Origin of the sequence: Duganella radicis (assembly GCF_009720825.1) — a bacterium.
Classification (GTDB): domain Bacteria; phylum Pseudomonadota; class Gammaproteobacteria; order Burkholderiales; family Burkholderiaceae_D; genus Rugamonas; species Rugamonas radicis.
The window spans coordinates 47966-65077 of the sequence record NZ_WNKY01000004.1; the positions used below are offsets into that span (position 1 = coordinate 47966).

Here is a 17112-nt window from a genome sequence, read left to right on the forward strand (position 1 = left end):
AACGAGAGAATATACCAGCCCCCTACGCGAACCTCTGAACAACATCTACTTATCAGGGCCTGGCAATGCCCGACCGGGCATTGCCATAACAGTTTTAGCCCATTTAGAAAGAATGCCGCAGCCCGGTCATGACCCCGTTCTGCGTCTTGCCGGCACCGACCGTGCCGCCGGCGTCGAGCGCGATCGCTGAAAGGCCGGCGTTTTTTATCTTCCCCAGCCCGCCGTACACGGCGGTACGTTTCGACAGGTTGTAGGTCAGCCGGGCGACAAGCAGCGTGACGTCAGCGTCGCTGCGCTTGAGGTCGCGACGCGCCACCTGGGTATCGAGGGTAATGAGCGGCGTCAGCGGATGGCTGGCGCCGAAATAGTACAGGTCCGACTCCGACAAACCGGTGACGGCGCGCGTGGTGCGCTCGACAATGCCGCCGCCCAGCTTTGTGGCGCCGGCCTTGACATAGCCATGCACGCCGATGCGCCGGTCACTGTTGTCGCTACTGGTCAAGCCGCCCGCCGCGCCGGTGTTGCCATACAAATTGTCGTAGACGACGTTGACGCCGAACGCCGGCCTTTCGTAGCCCAGCAAGGCGGTGACCTGGCGGCACGCCTTGCTGTTGCCGGCGACCTCGCCCGGACAACCGGTGGCGCCCGGGCCGCCGCTTGCCGACGTGTCGCGGCCAGTGCTGTAGGTCGCGCCCACCAGCACGTCCTTGAAGTTGCCGAGATAGCCGACCGCGTTGTCGCTGCGGGCGTTCGGGAAATAGCCATCAATGCTGCTGATCGAGAACAGGTTCGGGCCCATGACGTCCGATTTGAGGATGGAAATGAATGTCATATTGATTTGGCGGCCCAGAGTCACCGTGCCGAAATCGCCCTTCAGGCCGACCGAGGCCTGACGTCCGAACAGGCGGTTGCCTTGGCTGACGCCACCGCTGTCGAGCAAAATTCCGGTCTCCAGCGTGAAGACGGCCTGCAGACCGCCCCCCAGGTCCTCGACGCCGCGAAAGCCCAGCCGCGACGGCAGAGAACCCGTCAGCGACGGCATTCTGGTCACCGAGGAACCGGCGGCGTTGGCATTGGTCGTGTGGACCAGGCCGGTATCGAGCAGCCCATACACAGTGACCTGGCTTTGCGCCATGGCGTTCGCCGCATCCACACAAGCGAGCAACGCCAGCGCGCGGCATATTTTTTTTGTCATGATTGTCTCCGTTATTGGTTTAATTTAGTGGGCATTGACGGCGACGCCGCCGGCCGGCTTGCGGTAGCGGGCGTTGATCGCATACAGTGCGACGGCGGCCAGCACCGTGGGGATAGCGACCATCTGGAACAACGAGCCCGGATCGGCGAACGCCGCCAACAGCGCGCCGCCGGTCATGGAGCCGACGATCGAGCCGATGCGCCCCACCGCCAGCGCCCAGCTGATACCGGTGGCGCGCGCCGGGGTCGGATAAATGCCGGCCACGAAGGCGTTCATGCCAGTCTGCGCGCCGACCACGCCGAAGCCGACCACGAAGGCGGCGCAGGCCAGCCAGCCCGGCTCGGCGATCACATGCCCCAGCGCGGCGATGGCGGCGCCCGACAACAGGTAGGTCAGCGACAGCACCAGGCAGGGGTTGCCCCGGTCCATCAGGCGCGCCAGCAACACGGCGCCGATGGTGCCGCCCAGCGGCACCATGGCGGCGATGCGCGCGGCGTCGGGGATCGAATAACCGCTGCCGCGCATGATGGTCGGCAGCCAGCTCGACAGTAGATAGAACACGAACAGCGAGCAGAAATACGCCACCCACACCAGCAAGGTGGCTTTGGCGTGGCCGTCGACGAACAACAGCGAGATCGGCGAGCGTGCCTGGCCGACCGCGTCGCCGGCCACGATCTCGTGGCCGGCCCAGCGGTTGTCGCCGGCGATGCGGTCCACGATCTTGCGCAACGCCCGCTGGCGGGTCGGGTCGGCCGCCAGGTAGCGCACCGACTCCGGCAGCCACAGCCACAACGCCGGCAGCAGCAGCAGCGGCGCCATGCCGCCCGCCACCAGCACCGCGCGCCAGCCGTAATGGACGATGATCTGCGCCGACAACGCGCCGCCCAGCGCGAAACCAAGTGTGAAGCCGCAGAAACTGAGCGTCACCAGCAGCACGCGCTGGCGCTGCGGCGAGTATTCGGACGTCAGCGCAATACACGTGGGCATGGCGCCCCCCAGGCCGATGCCGACCAGGAAGCGTATCAAGGTCAACATTTCCAGCGAACTGGAGGTGGCGGAAAACAGCGTGCCGACGCCGAAGACGGCCACGCTGATCAGCATGGCGGCTTTGCGGCCAACGCGGTCGGCCACCGGCCCCATCAGGAAAGCGCCGATCATCAACCCGAACAGGCCGGCGCCGAACGCCGGCCCCAGCTGGGCGGGCTTGAGCCCCCACTCCTGCATCAGCGCGGGCGCGATGTAGCCGATGGCGGCGGTGTCGAAGCCGTCGATGGCGACCACCACAAAGCACAACACCAGCACCAGGATCTGATAGCCCGACAACTTGCTGGCGCCGATGATCTGGTCGACCGTTACGGTATTTTTTATGGTCATTTTTTTGTCTCCTCTTCAGTTTGCGTTAGGGGCCGGTCAACGCCGGCTCAAATCCAGTGCGACGTCGACGATCATGTCCTCCTGGCCACCGACCATGCGGCGCCGGCCCAGCTCGATCAGGATGTCGACGGTCTTGAGCTCGTAGCGCGCCGCCGCCGCCTCGGCGTGGCGCAGGAAGCTCGAGTACACGCCGGCGTAGCCCAGCGCCAGCGTCTCGCGGTCGACGCGCACGGGACGGTCCTGCAGCGGCCGCACGATGTCGTCGGCCGCGTCCATCAGCGCCAACAGATCGCAACCGTGGTTCCAGCCCATGCGCGCGGCGGCGGCGATGAACACCTCCAGCGGCGCGTTGCCGGCCCCGGCGCCCATGCCCGCCAGGCTGGCGTCGACGCGGTCGCAGCCCTCCTCGACCGCGACGACGCTGTTGGCCACCCCCAGGCTCAGGTTGTGATGCGCATGGATGCCGGTCTGTGTCTCCGGCTTGAGCACATCCTTGAAGGCGCGGAAACGCTCGCGCACCTGGTCCATCGTCAGCGCCCCGCCGGAATCGACCACATACACGCAGCCGGCGCCGTACGACTCCATGCGCTTGGCCTGTTGCGCCAGCTCCGTCGGGGAAATCATATGGCTCATCATCAGGAAGCCGACGGCGTCCATGCCCAGTTCCCTGGCGCAAGCGATATGCTGGCGCGCGATGTCGGCCTCGGTGCAGTGGGTGGCGACGCGCACGACGTGGGCGCCCGCCGCGCGGGCGTTCTTCAGGTCGTGGATGGTGCCGATGCCGGGCAGCAGCAAGGTGGCGATCCTGGCCTGACGCACGGCGTCGGCCGCCGCCGCGATCCATTCCAGGTCGGTATGAGCGCCGAAGCCGTAGTTGAAGCTCGAGCCTTGCAGGCCGTCGCCGTGGGCGACCTCGATACTGTCGACGCCGGCACGGTCGAGGGCGGCCGCGATCTCGCGCACCTGCGCCAGCGAGTACTGGTGGCGTACCGCGTGGCTGCCGTCGCGCAGCGTCACATCGGAGATATAAAGCTTCTTGTCGTTCATGTCAGTTCTCCAGGTAGTGCAAACGCTCGGCGTAGCGTTCGGCGCAGGCCAGCGCCGCGCTGGTCATGATATCCAGGTTGCCGGCATACGCGGGCAGATAGTGGGCGGCCCCCTCCACCTCCAGGTAGACCGAGGTTTTCAGGCCGGCCAGCATGCCCAGTCCCGGGATGTTGAGTTCGCGGCCGGCGCCGCATTCCTCGAACTGCACGCGCTGCTTGAGACGGTAGCCGGGAACGTATTGCCGCACCTGCTCGACCATCTCAAGCACCGCCGCCTCGATGCGCGCCTGGTCGGCGACATCGGAGAAGCAAAACACCGAGTCGCGCATCATCATCGGCGGCTCGGCAGGGTTGAGCACGATGATGGCCTTGCCCCGCGTGGCCCCGCCCACCAGCTCGAGCGCGCGTGACGTGGTCTCGGTGAACTCATCGATGTTGTCGCGGGTGCCGGGACCGGCCGAGCGGCTCGACATCGATGCCACAATCTCGGCGTAGTGCACCTTGGCCACGCGCGAGACCGCCGCCACGATCGGGATCGTGGCCTGGCCGCCGCAGGTGACCATGTTGACGTTGCGCGCGCCGCGGTGCTGTTCCAGGTTCACCACCGGCACCACGTAGGGGCCGATGGCGGCCGGCGTCAGGTCGATCACCTGCTTGCCATGCTGTTGCAGCAGCGCGTTGTGGCGGTGATGGGCACCGGCGCTGGTGGCGTCGAACACCAAGCCGATGTCGGCGAAGCCCGGCATCGCCAGCAGGCCCTCGATCCCCGCGGGGGTGACCGGCACCCCGAGCCGCGTGGCGCGCGCCAAGCCGTCGGACGCGGCGTCGATGCCGACCATCGCCCCCATTTCCAGGTGACGGCCGTGGCGCATCACCTTGATCATCAAATCGCTGCCGATATTGCCGGAGCCGATGATCGCTACCTTGATCTTCTTGTTCATCATTATCTCCTGTGGATGTCAACGACCCAGCGCCTTGGCGCTCTGGCCACCGATGCCAAAATGGTTCTTCGGCAGCTCGTGCAGCAGCACACGCACGCTGTCCGGCTTGGCGCCCAGCGTTTCGGCGGTGGCGGCGGTGATGGCGCCGATCAGCGCCTCCTTCAGCGTATCGCTGCGGCCTTCCATCAAATGGACGTGAATAACGGGCATGGAGGACTCCATCTCGATTAGGTGAATTGCATGGACACGCTGCCCAGCCACTGGTAGTCGACGGCGACGCGGTCGCCCGCCTCCACCCGTATCGCCTCGGTGGCGCCGCCGGTCATGATCAGCACGCCAGCGGGGATCTCCCGACCGCGCGCGCCCAGCATGTTGGCCAGCATGGCGACGCTGGCGGCCGGATGGCCAAGCACGGCCGCGCCAGACGCGGTAGCCGCCACCTCGCCGTTCTTGCGCAGCACGATGCCAAGGTTTCTCAGGTCCAGGCCAACGGCATCGTGGTAGCTGGTGCCGAGCACATAGCGCGCCGCTGAGGTGTTGTCGGCGATAACGCTCTTCAGGTCGAATTTGAAGTGTTCGTAGCGTGAGTCGATCACCTCCACGGCCGCCACCACGTAGGCGGTGGCGGCCAGCACGTCGCCGATATGGCAGCCCGGCCCGCTCAGTGGACGGTTCAGAACAAAACCGATTTCCGCCTCCACCTTCGGGTGGATTAGTTGGTCGGTGGCGATGTCGGCGCCGCTGCGGAACTCATGGTCGCCGTTGAGGAAGCCGTAGATCGGCTCCTTGACGCCCATCTGCTGGATCTTGGCGGCCGAGGTCAGGCCCATCTTCAGGCCTGCGACCGGCACGCCGCGTGCCGCCTTGGCGGCGCGGATCAGGTCCTGGATCGCGTAGGCGTCGTCCCAGTCCATGTCCGGATGGTTGTCCGTGATCTTGGGCACGGCTGTCGCATTGAGTTCGGCCTGTTCCAGGTGCGCGGCCAGCGCGGCGATGGTGTGTGGTGTCAGTTTCATTGCTGTCCCTAGTAAAAACGTACTTCGGCCGAGCCGATCCCGCCGAGGCTCATGCGCAGACGATCTCCGCGCGCCACCGGCACCATCGCCGCGAGCGATCCCGACAGGATCACTTCGCCGGCGCGCAGCGTCTGCCCCAGCTCGCCCAGGGTATTGGCTAGCCAGGCGACCGCCGCCAGCGGATGGCCCAGCGCCGCCGCGCCGGCGCCGGTAGCCAGCACCGCACCGTTCTTCTCCAGTGTCATGCCGACCGTGGCCAGGTCGACCGCACGCGGATCGGCCGCGCTGTCGCCCAGCACGAAGCAGCCGGAGGAGGCGTTGTCGGCCACCGTGTCCTGGATCGCGATCTTCCAGTCGCGCACCCGCGAATCGACGATCTCGAAGCATGGCAGCACGCAGGCGGTGGCGCGCAGCACGGCGGCCTCGGTCACGCCGGGGCCGGCGAGGTCATGTTTGAGGATGAAGGCGATCTCGCCCTCGGCCTTGGGGGCGATCAGGCTATCGATCGGCACCGCGCCGTCGTAGTAGACCATGGCCGAGGTCAGGTGGCCGAAGTCCGGCTGGTCGACCTGAAGCATCTCCATCACCACCCGGCTGGTGACGCCGATCTTGTGGCCGATCAGGCGCTCACCTCGTTGCAGGCGGCGGCGCAGCAGATCCTGCTGGATGCCATAGGCGTCCTTGAGCGTCATGCTCGGCGCACCTTGCGTCAGCGGCGCGACGGGTGCGCGCGCCAACAGCGCCTCATACAGCCGCGCGCCATGGGTTTCGATTTCTTGCTGGTTCATAAAGTCCTCAAAGTTTGATGCAAACGTTACGGAGTTCGGTGTAGAACTCCAGCGAATGGACGCCGCCTTCGCGGCCGATGCCGGACTGGCGCGCGCCACCGAACGCGGTGCGCAAGTCGCGCAAGAACCAGGAATTGATCCAGCAAATGCCGACCTTAAGCCGCTTGCCCATGCGGTGCGCGGTACCCACATCCTTGGTCCAGACGGTGGCGGCCAGGCCGTAGCGGGTGTCGTTGGCCAGCGCCACGGCCTGCTCCTCGGTGTCGAACGGCGCCACGTGGCAGCACGGCCCGAAGATCTCTTCGCGGATCAGCGCCGAGCTTTCCGGCAGTCCGGTCCAGATGGTCGGCTGCACCCAGGCGCCATTGGCCAGCGCCGCCGGCATGTCGGGCACGCCGCCGCCGGTGACCACCGTCGCGCCCTCCTCGGCCGCGCGGCGGTAGTAGCCCAGCACCTTGCCGCGGTGCTCTTGCGACACCAGCGGTCCGAAGTTGGTGTCCTTGTCGTTCGGATCGCCGGGGCGCATCGCCTCGGCGCCTGCCTTGAGCGCGGCGACGAAGCGCTCGAAGATGGGCCGCTGCACGTAAACGCGCTCGGTGCCCAGGCAGACTTGGCCGCTGTTGAAGAAGGCCGAGCGCAGGATGCCGGCCACCGCCGCGTCGAAGTCGCAATCGGCGAACACGATGCCCGGATTCTTGCCGCCCAATTCCATCGACACCGGCCGGATGCCGCGCGCGGCGGCGGCCATGATGGCCTCGCCGGTGCCGGTCTCGCCGGTGAAGGTGTAGGCGTCGACGTCCGGATGTGCGGTCAGGAAGGCGCCGGCCGAATCCTGGCCGTGGCCCTGCACCACGTTGTAGACGCCGGGCGGCACGCCGACCTCGTTCATCACCTCGGCCAGGAGCGCCGCCGTGGCCGGCGTTTCCTCGGATGGCTTGACCACCACGGTATTGCCGCAGGCCAGCGCCGGGCCGACCTTCCAGGTCATCAACAGCAATGGCAGGTTCCACGGACAAATGACGCCGATCACGCCCTTGGGCACGCGCACCGCGTAGTTCAGGGCGTCCCCCCCATCCGGCGCCACCATCTCAAAGCTCTCGGTGGCGACGTTCTTGACGACGTCGGCGAACATCTTGAAGTTCGCCGCACCGCGTGGCACGTCCAGGTGGCTGGCCATCGCGTACGGCTTGCCGGTGTCGGCTACCTCGGCGGCGACGAATTCGTCGAATCGGGCCATGATGCCGTCCGCGACCGCGTGCATCAACTCGGCACGTTTGGCGATCGACATCTTGCCCCAGGGGCCGTCCAGCGCCGCGCGGGCGGCGCGCACAGCGGCGTCCACGTCGGCGCGACTGGCCTCGCTGACCATGCCGATAAGGGAGTTATCGGCCGGATTGCGGTTTTCAAAGCGGCGTGCGCTCTCCACCCATCGTCCGTCGATAAAGTTGGGGAAACCAGCGGGTCGCGTCATGTTCATTGTGCATCCTGTTTCGTGATTTGTGAGAGTTCGGGATCGCCGTCGGTCAGGTAATCCCACATGCGTTCGTAGATCCGGCCGGTGCCGACCGCACGCGCCCGCGCCTCCTGCGCGCTAAGCACGGCCGCTTGGGCCTCCAGACCAGCGGCGCGCAATTGCCAGTCGGTGCGGGCGGCATCCTCCATGTACCAGGTCAGCACCACCGCCTGCTCGAGCGACGGCGCCGCGATCACCAGGCCGTTGCCGCGCATGACGACGGCGTTGCCGCCGTCCATGGTCCGGGCCACGGCCGCCGCCTGCGCCTCGGTACGGATCAATTGCGGGTCGTCCCACAGCGGCACCGGGTCGGTGAAATAGGCGCCCATGCCGTGCAGCCGGCGCGGCGTACGCCGCGCCGCCGACAGCGACATCACCGTCGGCGGCATGCTGCGGACCACAGCGGCTGCGTCCGGCTGTTCGCGATAGATGTGCTGGTGGATGCGCACCTCGCCGAGCACGCCGTCGGGCAATTCGCCGTGCACCGGCACGATGACGCCCTCGTCGTCCGGCATGATCAGTGCCATGGGCTTGGCCGCACAGACCAGGAAATGACCGGCGTCCAGCCGCGTGCTGCAATGGCCGTAGGCGTGCACCAAGCCCGCGCGCGCCAACGCCCGCGCCGCCACCCGCACCTTCAGTTGGGTGGCGCGGCTCATTTCTTGAACTCCGGGATGTCGGGCCGCGAGCCCCACTGACAGAACGATTCCGGCACGAACGGGAAGTGGCGGGGTATATAGGTGCGCTCGTCCTCCTCGGTGATGGTGCGCACCCCGGTCGAGTATTCGAAAGTAAGGCCGTCCGTGCCTTCGAAGTAAAGGAACATCGCGCCAGAGGTCGGATGGCGTCCAGGCCCGAAGCGGATGGCGATTTTCCGCTCCATGAGAACGTAATAAGCCCGCATGAGTTCGTCGATGCTCTCGACTTGGTGGTTGATGTGCTGGATGCCGGCGTAAGTCGACGGGAACAGCGCAATCTTATGGTGGACGTCGTCGATGCGGAGCAGCGGCGCGTCTCCGATCCAGTCACTCACCTTGGCACTACACAGCGTGGTCCAGAACGCCTCGTCGCGCCTGGCGTTGGTGGTGCGCAAGCCGACATGGCTAAACCCGGTGATCTTGACGTCGCGCGCCGGAAAGTAGCGCTGGCCGCTGTGGTGCGGCGCCAGCACCAGGTCGATCTTGTTGCCAGTGGGGTCTTTGAAGGACAGGAAGCCGCGCACATGACGCTGCTCGCATTCGTCCGCCGTGCCAACGTGGATGTGGAAGTGGTTGGCTTCCAGCGTGGCGGCCGCCGCGTCGAAGGCACCGGCGTCCTCCACTTCGAAGGCCGTGGTGTGATCGCCCGGATCGCCTTCGAAATAACACAGTGTGTGATCTCGGCTGTCCGAGCGCAGGTACAAGGCCTCGCCCTCGCGGCGAGCAACCTGTAGTCCGAGGACCGTGGTCGCGTAATATTCCGCCTTCGCCAAGTCGCGCGTGCCCAACCTGACATAGCGTATGTCGTGCAAGTTAATCATGCCGTCTCCTTTTCAGATGCTTGCTTTATGACTCCACTGTAGAGAAGGCATCGGCATGTGAGTAGCGAATGTTTTGGATTGGCGGTATTTGGTTTTTTTATAGTGGTGAACGGCCGCCGGAGCGGGGACCACACGTCCGCCAGCCAGTATCACGGCGCACCGACGGGCGGCGCCAAGGACACGGCGCAAGAGAGACCGGAAGGGCGGGCTGAGCGGGATGAAAGCAGGGAGCGAAGAACGACTAGCAGTGCCAGGTTACTGCCTACAAACCTTGATCCCCAAGGTCGCGGCCAGCCGGGTTCGACATGATGGCCGCCCCAGATCCAGGGCGGGAGGGGGTGTCAGCACACTTGGTGGGCTGGCAGGTGCTCGCAGACAGCGCTTTGCCGGTGGCATCGCCGACCTTGTCCAAATGACGCAGCAGCATGGTATGCGTTCCGCGACGCGCCACCGCCCGGATGAACTTCAAATCGTCCATGTCGGCATTATTCATTGGCGCTCGAATCGAATGACAGCCGGCGGCTACGGCTTGAATACGCCCGAACCGACGAAATAGTTCTCGTTACGGACAAGATAGAACTGCCGCAGCTCCATCTTGCTGGTGACGGGGTTATTCCAGCGGAATTCTACCCAGCCAGCCCCCTTGGTATTGGCGATTTCGATTTGCTCTCTGACGAAATACTTGCCATCGAGATCTCGGATCTGCAACAGATTCTTCCCGACGAGCTTGTGATTGGCGCCGTTCGCCAGTACGTTCCCTTGCAAATCGACCACCACCACATACAACTCGCCGTCAATGAACTTGCCTTTCGGATCGTTGAAGTCGGCCAGGGCCTTCGCCGCCCCATTCACCTTAAGATGAGCAACCGCCCGGTTGACGAAAGCGACAGCCTCGTCCTTCGTGGCGCGGTGTTCGCCGGCCAAGGTCGGAACAGCAACCAGCGACAAACAGAATGCGAAGATTGTCCTGCGTTTCATGATGGTCTCCTTGATTTTCACTATCGTATTTCGATCGGAGAGAGCTGATGCGCGGCGAGCCGCGGACCAAACTCTATCGGGAACTTGTTTGGCCCTCCCCTTGTCGCACCTATCTGGCTCGGCGTCGCGCATGCCCGGTGGAGTTGGCAGCCCACATTCGATGTGCGTTGATACGACGCCATAATGGCCTGATCCATGCGCGCGTGAACAGCAAATATTTTGGATACGCCGAATTCGTTTTTTTTATGAGCCCCCCCGCCATCTATGTCCGTTGATCGGACCATGACGTGGTCCGAAATGAGTCGGCCAGCCAGTCGATCAGCAATCTTATCTTGGCCGGCACGTGCTTACGCGTTGGATAGACCGCATAGATGCCCAATTCGGCAGATCGGAATTCGGGCATGAGTTCGACGAGCCGGCCGGCACGCAAATGTTCCGCCACCAGGAACGACGGTTGCAAGGTCACGCCTTGATGTGACAATACCGCCGCAAGGTTGGTATCCCCGCTGTTGGTCTGAAAACAGGGCGTGATGCGCACGCTGACTTTGCCTTGAGGGCCATCGAAATGCCATTCGTTCCCGGTCGACCAGTAGTTATAGCCAATGATCGAATGATCGAGCAGCTCGGCGGGATGCCGAGGCCGGCCGCGCGCCGCGAGATATTGCGGCGACGCGCACATCACCATGCGGGTGGTTGACAGGCATCGGCTGACCAACATGGAATTGGACAATACGCCAATCCTGATTCCCAAGTCAAAGCCTTCCTCGATGAGATCGACCACGCGATCGGACAAGGTCACATCAAGGGTGATCTTGGGATGCAAGGCTCTGAATTTTCCCCAGAGTGGCGCTAAATAGTGAATGCCGAAAGTCACCGGCGCGCTTACGCGGACCCGCCCGCTCGGGTCTGTATTCCCCGCACTGACCTCGGCCTCCGCCTCGTCTATAAATGACAGCAATTCCTTGCATCGGGCATGAAACACTTCTCCCTCTTCGGTCAAGGCCAGGCGCCGCGTTGTGCGGTGCAAGAGCCTCGCGCCAAGTCGCGCCTCCAGATCGCCGACGTACCTCGAAACGGCGGCCTTGGACATCCCCAGCGCGCTTGCCGCCTTGACAAAACTACCGGCATCGACGACTGCGGCGAAGCTTTGCATCTCCAGGAATTTGTCCATCTTATCTCGATCACAGAAGCAATAAATTCAGGTTGATGAATCTTGGTGACATATAGCATATCCCAAACCGGCATTGGCCCCGCATGACCGCGCATTGTCTCGATTCAAGGAATAGTTGATCCCGGAATGGCTGGTTTATCTGCAATCTACCCGATCCTATACTCCGGTTCACATACCGCACACTACAAGGAACATCAGCATGGAACTTCTTCCCAGTTTGTACATCTCACATGGCGCGCCCACCTATGCGCTTGAAAGCGGCATTGCCGGAAATCACCTGGCCGCGCTTGGACGAGCGCTGCAGCGGCCTCGCGCCATGTTGGTGGTCTCGCCTCACTGGATGACGCCGGTGCTGCGCGTGACGATGTCGGCCCGTCCGCCGACGATCCACGACTTCGGCGGCTTCCCGCGTGCGTTATACGAGCTCGAATACCCTGCGTCCGGTCATCCGGAATTGGCGGCTTGCACGCTCAATGTATTGCGCGCCGCAGGCTATCGAGCAGAGGGTGATACCGTTCGCGGCCTGGACCATGGCGTATGGGTACCGCTCATGCACTTGTACCCGCAGGCCGATGTGCCTGTGCTGCAACTTTCGATGCCTGCAAGGTTAGACGCCGACGCCGCGTTCGCGCTTGGGCAAGCACTTCGACCGCTTGCCGCGGAGGGCGTACTCATCATCGGTTCGGGTAGTCTCACGCACAACCTGGATGACTATTACAACCAGCATGGCCGCGATGAAGATTACGTTGTGGAATTCGCAGCCTGGATCGCTGCGGCGGTGGCCGCCGGCGACCAAGACAAGCTCCGGCGGGCGATGGCCATCGCGCCACACGCACGCCGGGCCCACCCGACCCCCGAGCATTACTGGCCACTGCTGATCGCCGCGGGTGCGGCGCCCAACTTCCTTCCGGTTACAGTACTGGAAGGCGGCATTTCGCACGGTATGCTGGCTATGGACTCGTTCCTGTTCGGGCAAGCTATTTCACCATCTACCTCCTACCCTGACGGCGTATGACAGCACGGCTTCCCGGGCCCCATCATCACGATAAAATTACTTCACCGGATCTTACCGCGCATCTTAAACCCGCTTGGCCTCGTCCAGCAATCCCCCCCAGGATACTTGCCTCGGACAACCAGCGCAGTGTGGATCGCGGCTTGGCCCAGGACGAAGATCGGCGTCGACAGGACAAGCGCGACTAACCGCAAGGAGAACGCTGGCCGTTGGTCATCGCAGATTTGTTCGATCGCAATCAGGATGCCGAGGTCTACCATCAGCCCCCTCGGCCAGCTTAATCACGTGTGCAAAACTGTGCAGGTGGCGCATCAGCGAGGTCTGCACTTGCTTGAAGGCGGTTCGGGCGTATTCGCAACGGGGACGATTACCGCCTGCGTAATGTTGTCCGGGTTGTGATCGCGAATACTTTATGGCCAGTTATTCGAATATCGCGCCATCCTGTCAGCCCGTTGTCACGGTCAAGGCTTTTGCAGCAATTCCAAGGTGATCGTCAGATCGACTTCATTGGCGATCATCGCCAGATACTGCGTCATGCCAAAGTCGCTGCGCTTAATCCTGGCGCTGCCGACGAAGCCGACAACAGGTAACTTGACGAAAGGATTCACAACGCGGTTGGTCAGCACGGTGTTGAAGTCGACTAGGCGTGTCTTTCCGCGAATAGTCAGGTTGCCGGAAATGACGTAATTCTTGTCGTCGATACGGCGCACCGAAGTCGACACGAAAGTAATCTTCGGATTCTTGTCGACGTCGAACCACGCCTCGGTACGCAGGTCGGCGTCGCGTTGTGCGTTGACGGTGTCGATCGACGCCGCGTCGATCACGATGGTTACGCTCGAGGCCTCGACCTTCGCGTCGTCAAACATCACATTCCCCTCCACCTTACGGAAAATCCCCGGGGTATGTGTGACGCCAAGATGACTGGCCTGAAAGCCGACATGTGTGTGCGATGGATCCAATTCCCACGCCGCGAGCGCGGCAGGGGAAGACAGGCCTCCGAGCGTCAGCATGAAAAGGGCTGGTAGTGCGGATAAACGTTTCATTTTCGATTCCAATTGGTGTGATAAAGAGAGAGCTGGTAATTTGGCGAATACCTACGCCATCGACGTCAGCGCCGCCACCAGCTCCGCTGGGGCTGAGGCGAATGGCGAGTGGCTGGTCGCGAGCGTTCTACGCGCGAACGTGTTGCCTGGTGTGAAAGCATCGGCCTCCGCGATCATCTTGTCCTGCACCGCGATCGGAATGGCACGATCGCCGGTGCAGCGGATGAAGGTGCGCGGCACGCTTCCCCAGCGCGCAACAGTGGCGTTGATCGGCGTGGTGAGGGCTCCCAGCGGCTCGTCGGGCGTGAGCAAGTTAGCGATCGCCGCGAAGGCGACGTCGCCGACATCATGATAAAAAGCGCTCTTCACCCTTGCCACGTAGCTGGTGTCCGCCGAATCATGGTTGATACGCGTCGCCGTCACTGCGGAGGGGTCAGCGACAAAAAGCGACGGCACCTCGGAGGCGGCAAAGTCCGGTTGTTGCAGGTATTGGATCGCCGTTGGGTAGACCACCGGCACGAAGGCCGTGAGATACACCAGCCGGCGGATTAGCGACGGTTCCGCCTCCGCCACCGCGCTCAGTGTCGCGCCTCCCAAGCTGTGGCCCACTAGCACCACTGGGCCGCTGCCAGCGGCGACCAAGGCACGAATCACCTTGAGCGCACTATCACGGTAATCGTTGAGGGTGAGTGTGGCGAGCGGCGATACCTCAACGGCGAGCGCACCCACGTTCTGCGGCCGGGCTGTGTAGGCGGTGGGAAAGCGCGCGTCGAGGCCATGGCCGGGCAAGTCCAGCATCACGCTCTGATAACCACGCTCGGCGAGTAGGCGTGCCACCTCGGACCAGCACCAACCGCCGTGCCAGGCACCGTGCACGAACACAAACGTTGGCTTGCTAGTGGCGCCGGCGTTGCTACCGCCGCAGGCAGCTAGCGCAACGCCGGCGATGCCGGCGGAAATATTACTGGCAAAGGTCCTTCGATTCATACTGGTCTCCTTGATTGTTGGGGTACCAGCAGTCTATGGGGATGTGGATGGGCATGCTGGCTCAAGACTGCCATGACGATAGTCGGATGCTGCCAACTTGACGCGCACTCTGTCCAGCAAGTGCCGAGCGGCGACCTCCCCGGCTGCTTCCTATCCTCAAGGGATCGGCGGGCTAGATAATCGCCTCATCAAGCAGAGCGGAGGGACTGTTTGGCGTTTTCGAACGGCCAGTAATGGAGAACAGAATGCGGTTCCCGCCCAATTACGGTGTCGCATTGAACAAGGCTTGGTTGCAGAAATTGGCTGAAGTCGCAAGATGGAAGCTCTCGCGAAAGTCATCGCCAAGCAGGCGCTTGAGCATGCCATTTATCACCAAGCGCTCAGCAAACTGATGCAGTATAGGATTGTGTCGTCGGGCTACCAAGCCAGGCATGTACAGTGCCGCACGCAGGGAAGTGCTCCCTGTTCGGCCAACTACTGTTCTACCTTTGGTTGTTCTGATATTCCAACCATCGCCTTTGCCAGGACCCGACGCCGTTGACACGCGCGAGGGCGCACCGCCTAACCATCGTCAGTCCGGAAATCCTTCCACCACAAAGTTGCGGGTGATGCCCGATCTTTGGCGGTAAGGGCGCAACGCCGTGTATTCTGGCGAATGGTACCAATCCTGGGCGGCGGCCATACTCTTGAATTTGATGAGGACAATGCGCTTTGGTGGAACCCCCTCCAAGGCCAAGGTCTGACCTCCTCGTGCAAGGTAGACCCCACCATACGCGAGGGCCGTCTGTGCGGCGCCCTCTACATACGGTTTGATGGCTTCGGCGTCTTGGAGATCGAATTCGGCGAAATAATACGCCGGTAACGGCAACGGCATTGCATCGGTCGTCGCGCCAGCCTGCGACGAGATGCCGTGGCCGGCACCGATGGCACGCATAATTGGCACACTCATCAGCCAACGTAATTTGCTTTTCCAATACATTATTCCCCCAGTGAATATTTAAGATGGAAGCTCGACGGACTGAGATCTCATCAACCAGCCCGATGTCATTCCAGCCGTCTTACCCGCAGCTCCCGACAAGCCTTGGGGCAAGGCCATATGGCCAGCTTGACGGGTCTGCCAAGCCGTCGCTTCCATGGCGTCACCGGTGTATCCGGCACTGTGCACGAGGCCGTGAACGTCGCGCATATTAGCCTGCTTTTCATGAAATAAAGGAGCTTGAGCATAACGCGGCGGCGCGGCAATGAATGGCTGCTGGCTGCCAGCCAAGCGGACGCATCGGGACAGAGCGACCCTCCCTGGTCGCCTCCCATGCGGCATGGAATAGACTCGGCGGTGGCGCCGTCAACGCCATGACATCAATGGCGCATGAGCGCATCGACAAGTGACCGGAGCAGCCAGTCACTGTGCCGGACATCGTCGGCTTGCGTCGGGCTGGGGCGCTGCCGATAGTCCGCTTCCTCCGGGGGAGGTTTTCAGTTCTTGGTTCGTGCCCGAGCCGGACTGACCCCGATGCGCCGCTTGTAGGCCCGGGCAAAATGGGATGGGTCCGTAAGGCCAACCCGATAGCCAATTTCAGCGATGTTCAGCCTAACAAAAGCCGGCGAAGTGAGCATGCGGTGCGCCAAGGCTATGCGCTCCGTCATCAGGATCTCGGCAAAGGTGCAGCCAGCGATAGCTAAGTGACGATGGAGAGTACGTACAGACACACACACGTCATCGGCGATGGACGACGCCACCAGACCCGGCTCGGCGCAACGAACTCGGATCCCTTGCTTGATCTTCTCCACCAAGGCGCCACTGCGGCTGGAACCAACCTCCCCTGAGGTATGCGCCTGGGCGGTTAGCGACAGCAGCGCACCGATCTGATCCGCGATGAGCCGCGCCGGCAAGACCAGACTTTCGACGCTGTCCACGGTCAGCTGCTGTAACAAGGTGCGCAAGGCCAGCCCCCAACCTTGCTGCCCGTCGAGCCGACGCCCCAAGAGTTGTTGCGAAGCGGGAAGCCAAGTTTCCAGCCATCCAATTGGCAACTGCACAGATACCGTATTCGCCGAGGTGGGGAAGTTCAATTCATAGCGGCTGCGAGAATCGAGCACGACCATGTCACCAGGCAGCAAGTGGGAGGCGATATGCTCCTGCGATACCTGCCAGGCGGAAGTGGTGTTGCAAATTAGATAGCTGTAATTGTCCCGACTACGGGCAATGTCGGCCTTGCGCCGATAGATGTTCTGGGGCGTATGCGTAACGCAGTTCACCACCAATGCATCCAGTGAGACCGCCTCCAGCCGGGCATGGAAGTGTTCGACGTTGTAAGCCGATGCGTGCATTTCCAGGAAAGCCTCGCAGATAGCACCGATCCAGTAGTCCAGTCGCTCAGCCGGTGGCAACTGTTCAGTAGACCAGATTTTGGAGCGGGTATCATTGATAGACACTGTCATGCCTCTTGAATAATCCATGCTTTTCCATTCATACCTTTAAGAATAATCCCTGAGGTTGGCTATGCCGCCAAAAACATCCGGCGCAACCAA

At 62.8% G+C, this 17112-nt stretch carries 18 protein-coding genes; 1 reads left to right on the plus strand and 17 read right to left on the minus strand.

The genetic code is table 11. From position 1 onward, the window contains the following. Positions 1-103 precede the first annotated feature (103 nt). The 13 genes from GM676_RS06305 to GM676_RS06365 all read right to left on the minus strand — a co-directional run bounded on the left by GM676_RS06305 (position 104) and on the right by GM676_RS06365 (position 11541). Positions 104-1195 (minus strand): porin, encoded by a 1092-nt coding sequence (locus GM676_RS06305; RefSeq protein WP_155462582.1) that lies wholly within the window; start codon positions 1193-1195, stop codon positions 104-106. A gap of 24 nt (positions 1196-1219) precedes the next feature. Next, positions 1220-2569: an MFS transporter gene (locus GM676_RS06310; RefSeq protein WP_155462583.1), complete on the minus strand. Its 1350-nt coding sequence runs from the start codon at positions 2567-2569 to the stop codon at positions 1220-1222. A gap of 36 nt (positions 2570-2605) precedes the next feature. Beyond that, positions 2606-3616: a 4-hydroxy-2-oxovalerate aldolase gene (gene dmpG / locus GM676_RS06315; RefSeq protein WP_155462584.1), complete on the minus strand. Its 1011-nt coding sequence runs from the start codon at positions 3614-3616 to the stop codon at positions 2606-2608. 1 nt (position 3617) lies between these two features. After that, positions 3618-4556 carry an acetaldehyde dehydrogenase (acetylating) gene (locus tag GM676_RS06320; protein ID WP_155462585.1) on the minus strand — a complete coding sequence of 313 codons (939 nt, stop codon included), beginning with the start codon at positions 4554-4556 and terminating at the stop codon, positions 3618-3620. A gap of 18 nt (positions 4557-4574) precedes the next feature. After that, the gene (thmT, locus tag GM676_RS06325) at positions 4575-4766 is read right to left on the minus strand and encodes a 2-hydroxymuconate tautomerase (RefSeq protein ID WP_155462586.1); all 192 of its coding nucleotides are present in this window, start codon (positions 4764-4766) and stop codon (positions 4575-4577) included. A gap of 17 nt (positions 4767-4783) precedes the next feature. Continuing rightward, complete coding sequence (gene dmpH / locus GM676_RS06330) at positions 4784-5572, minus strand: 2-oxo-3-hexenedioate decarboxylase (RefSeq protein WP_155462587.1); 789 nt, start codon at positions 5570-5572, stop codon at positions 4784-4786. An 8-nt stretch (positions 5573-5580) separates the two neighbouring features. Then, positions 5581-6360 carry a fumarylacetoacetate hydrolase family protein gene (locus tag GM676_RS06335; RefSeq protein ID WP_155462588.1) on the minus strand — a complete coding sequence of 260 codons (780 nt, stop codon included), beginning with the start codon at positions 6358-6360 and terminating at the stop codon, positions 5581-5583. A 7-nt stretch (positions 6361-6367) separates the two neighbouring features. Beyond that, positions 6368-7831: a 2-hydroxymuconic semialdehyde dehydrogenase gene (locus GM676_RS06340; RefSeq protein WP_155462589.1), complete on the minus strand. Its 1464-nt coding sequence runs from the start codon at positions 7829-7831 to the stop codon at positions 6368-6370. A 2-nt stretch (positions 7832-7833) separates the two neighbouring features. After that, entirely contained in the window at positions 7834-8532 is a 699-nt protein-coding gene (locus GM676_RS06345; protein WP_155462590.1) for a class II aldolase/adducin family protein, read from the minus strand. After that, the gene (locus GM676_RS06350; protein ID WP_155462591.1) at positions 8529-9392 is read right to left on the minus strand and encodes a VOC family protein; all 864 of its coding nucleotides are present in this window, start codon (positions 9390-9392) and stop codon (positions 8529-8531) included. Before GM676_RS06350 ends, GM676_RS06345 begins: the two co-directional genes overlap by 4 nt. Positions 9393-9654: 262 nt before the next feature. Next, positions 9655-9885 (minus strand): hypothetical protein, encoded by a 231-nt coding sequence (locus GM676_RS06355; protein WP_155462592.1) that lies wholly within the window; start codon positions 9883-9885, stop codon positions 9655-9657. Positions 9886-9914: 29 nt separating this feature from the next. Next, complete coding sequence (locus tag GM676_RS06360; RefSeq protein WP_155462593.1) at positions 9915-10370, minus strand: cache domain-containing protein; 456 nt, start codon at positions 10368-10370, stop codon at positions 9915-9917. Between the two features lie 262 nt (positions 10371-10632). Then, positions 10633-11541 carry a LysR family transcriptional regulator gene (locus GM676_RS06365; protein WP_155462594.1) on the minus strand — a complete coding sequence of 303 codons (909 nt, stop codon included), beginning with the start codon at positions 11539-11541 and terminating at the stop codon, positions 10633-10635. 199 nt (positions 11542-11740) lie between these two features. On the opposite strand from GM676_RS06365, the gene GM676_RS06370 reads away from it, so the two are divergent. Next, entirely contained in the window at positions 11741-12556 is an 816-nt protein-coding gene (locus GM676_RS06370) for a DODA-type extradiol aromatic ring-opening family dioxygenase (RefSeq protein WP_155462595.1), read from the plus strand. 458 nt (positions 12557-13014) lie between these two features. Here GM676_RS06370 and GM676_RS06375 read toward each other — a convergent pair whose 3' ends face one another. From GM676_RS06375 to GM676_RS06390, 4 genes are all read right to left on the minus strand, one after another. After that, positions 13015-13596: a YceI family protein gene (locus GM676_RS06375; protein ID WP_229262563.1), complete on the minus strand. Its 582-nt coding sequence runs from the start codon at positions 13594-13596 to the stop codon at positions 13015-13017. A 51-nt stretch (positions 13597-13647) separates the two neighbouring features. Beyond that, positions 13648-14583 (minus strand): alpha/beta hydrolase, encoded by a 936-nt coding sequence (locus GM676_RS06380; protein ID WP_155462596.1) that lies wholly within the window; start codon positions 14581-14583, stop codon positions 13648-13650. A gap of 571 nt (positions 14584-15154) precedes the next feature. After that, a complete protein-coding gene (locus tag GM676_RS06385; RefSeq protein WP_155462597.1) occupies positions 15155-15562 on the minus strand; it encodes a DUF1330 domain-containing protein in 408 nt (135 codons plus the stop codon). A gap of 494 nt (positions 15563-16056) precedes the next feature. Beyond that, positions 16057-17040, minus strand: coding sequence for a helix-turn-helix domain-containing protein (locus GM676_RS06390; protein ID WP_155462598.1), 984 nt, complete (start codon positions 17038-17040; stop codon positions 16057-16059). Positions 17041-17112: the final 72 nt, after the last annotated feature.

Coding starts and splice junctions, on each gene's coding strand:
- GM676_RS06305 (WP_155462582.1), bottom strand. CDS start 1,195: ATGACAAAAAAAATATGCCGCGCGCTGGCGTTGCTCGCTTGTGTGGAT.
- GM676_RS06310 (WP_155462583.1), bottom strand. CDS start 2,569: ATGACCATAAAAAATACCGTAACGGTCGACCAGATCATCGGCGCCAGC.
- dmpG (WP_155462584.1), bottom strand. CDS start 3,616: ATGAACGACAAGAAGCTTTATATCTCCGATGTGACGCTGCGCGACGGC.
- GM676_RS06320 (WP_155462585.1), bottom strand. CDS start 4,556: ATGAACAAGAAGATCAAGGTAGCGATCATCGGCTCCGGCAATATCGGC.
- thmT (WP_155462586.1), bottom strand. CDS start 4,766: ATGCCCGTTATTCACGTCCATTTGATGGAAGGCCGCAGCGATACGCTG.
- dmpH (WP_155462587.1), bottom strand. CDS start 5,572: ATGAAACTGACACCACACACCATCGCCGCGCTGGCCGCGCACCTGGAA.
- GM676_RS06335 (WP_155462588.1), bottom strand. CDS start 6,360: ATGAACCAGCAAGAAATCGAAACCCATGGCGCGCGGCTGTATGAGGCG.
- GM676_RS06340 (WP_155462589.1), bottom strand. CDS start 7,831: ATGACGCGACCCGCTGGTTTCCCCAACTTTATCGACGGACGATGGGTG.
- GM676_RS06345 (WP_155462590.1), bottom strand. CDS start 8,532: ATGAGCCGCGCCACCCAACTGAAGGTGCGGGTGGCGGCGCGGGCGTTG.
- GM676_RS06350 (WP_155462591.1), bottom strand. CDS start 9,392: ATGATTAACTTGCACGACATACGCTATGTCAGGTTGGGCACGCGCGAC.
- GM676_RS06355 (WP_155462592.1), bottom strand. CDS start 9,885: ATGAATAATGCCGACATGGACGATTTGAAGTTCATCCGGGCGGTGGCG.
- GM676_RS06360 (WP_155462593.1), bottom strand. CDS start 10,370: ATGAAACGCAGGACAATCTTCGCATTCTGTTTGTCGCTGGTTGCTGTT.
- GM676_RS06365 (WP_155462594.1), bottom strand. CDS start 11,541: ATGGACAAATTCCTGGAGATGCAAAGCTTCGCCGCAGTCGTCGATGCC.
- GM676_RS06370 (WP_155462595.1), top strand. CDS start 11,741: ATGGAACTTCTTCCCAGTTTGTACATCTCACATGGCGCGCCCACCTAT.
- GM676_RS06375 (WP_229262563.1), bottom strand. CDS start 13,596: ATGAAACGTTTATCCGCACTACCAGCCCTTTTCATGCTGACGCTCGGA.
- GM676_RS06380 (WP_155462596.1), bottom strand. CDS start 14,583: ATGAATCGAAGGACCTTTGCCAGTAATATTTCCGCCGGCATCGCCGGC.
- GM676_RS06385 (WP_155462597.1), bottom strand. CDS start 15,562: ATGTATTGGAAAAGCAAATTACGTTGGCTGATGAGTGTGCCAATTATG.
- GM676_RS06390 (WP_155462598.1), bottom strand. CDS start 17,040: ATGGATTATTCAAGAGGCATGACAGTGTCTATCAATGATACCCGCTCC.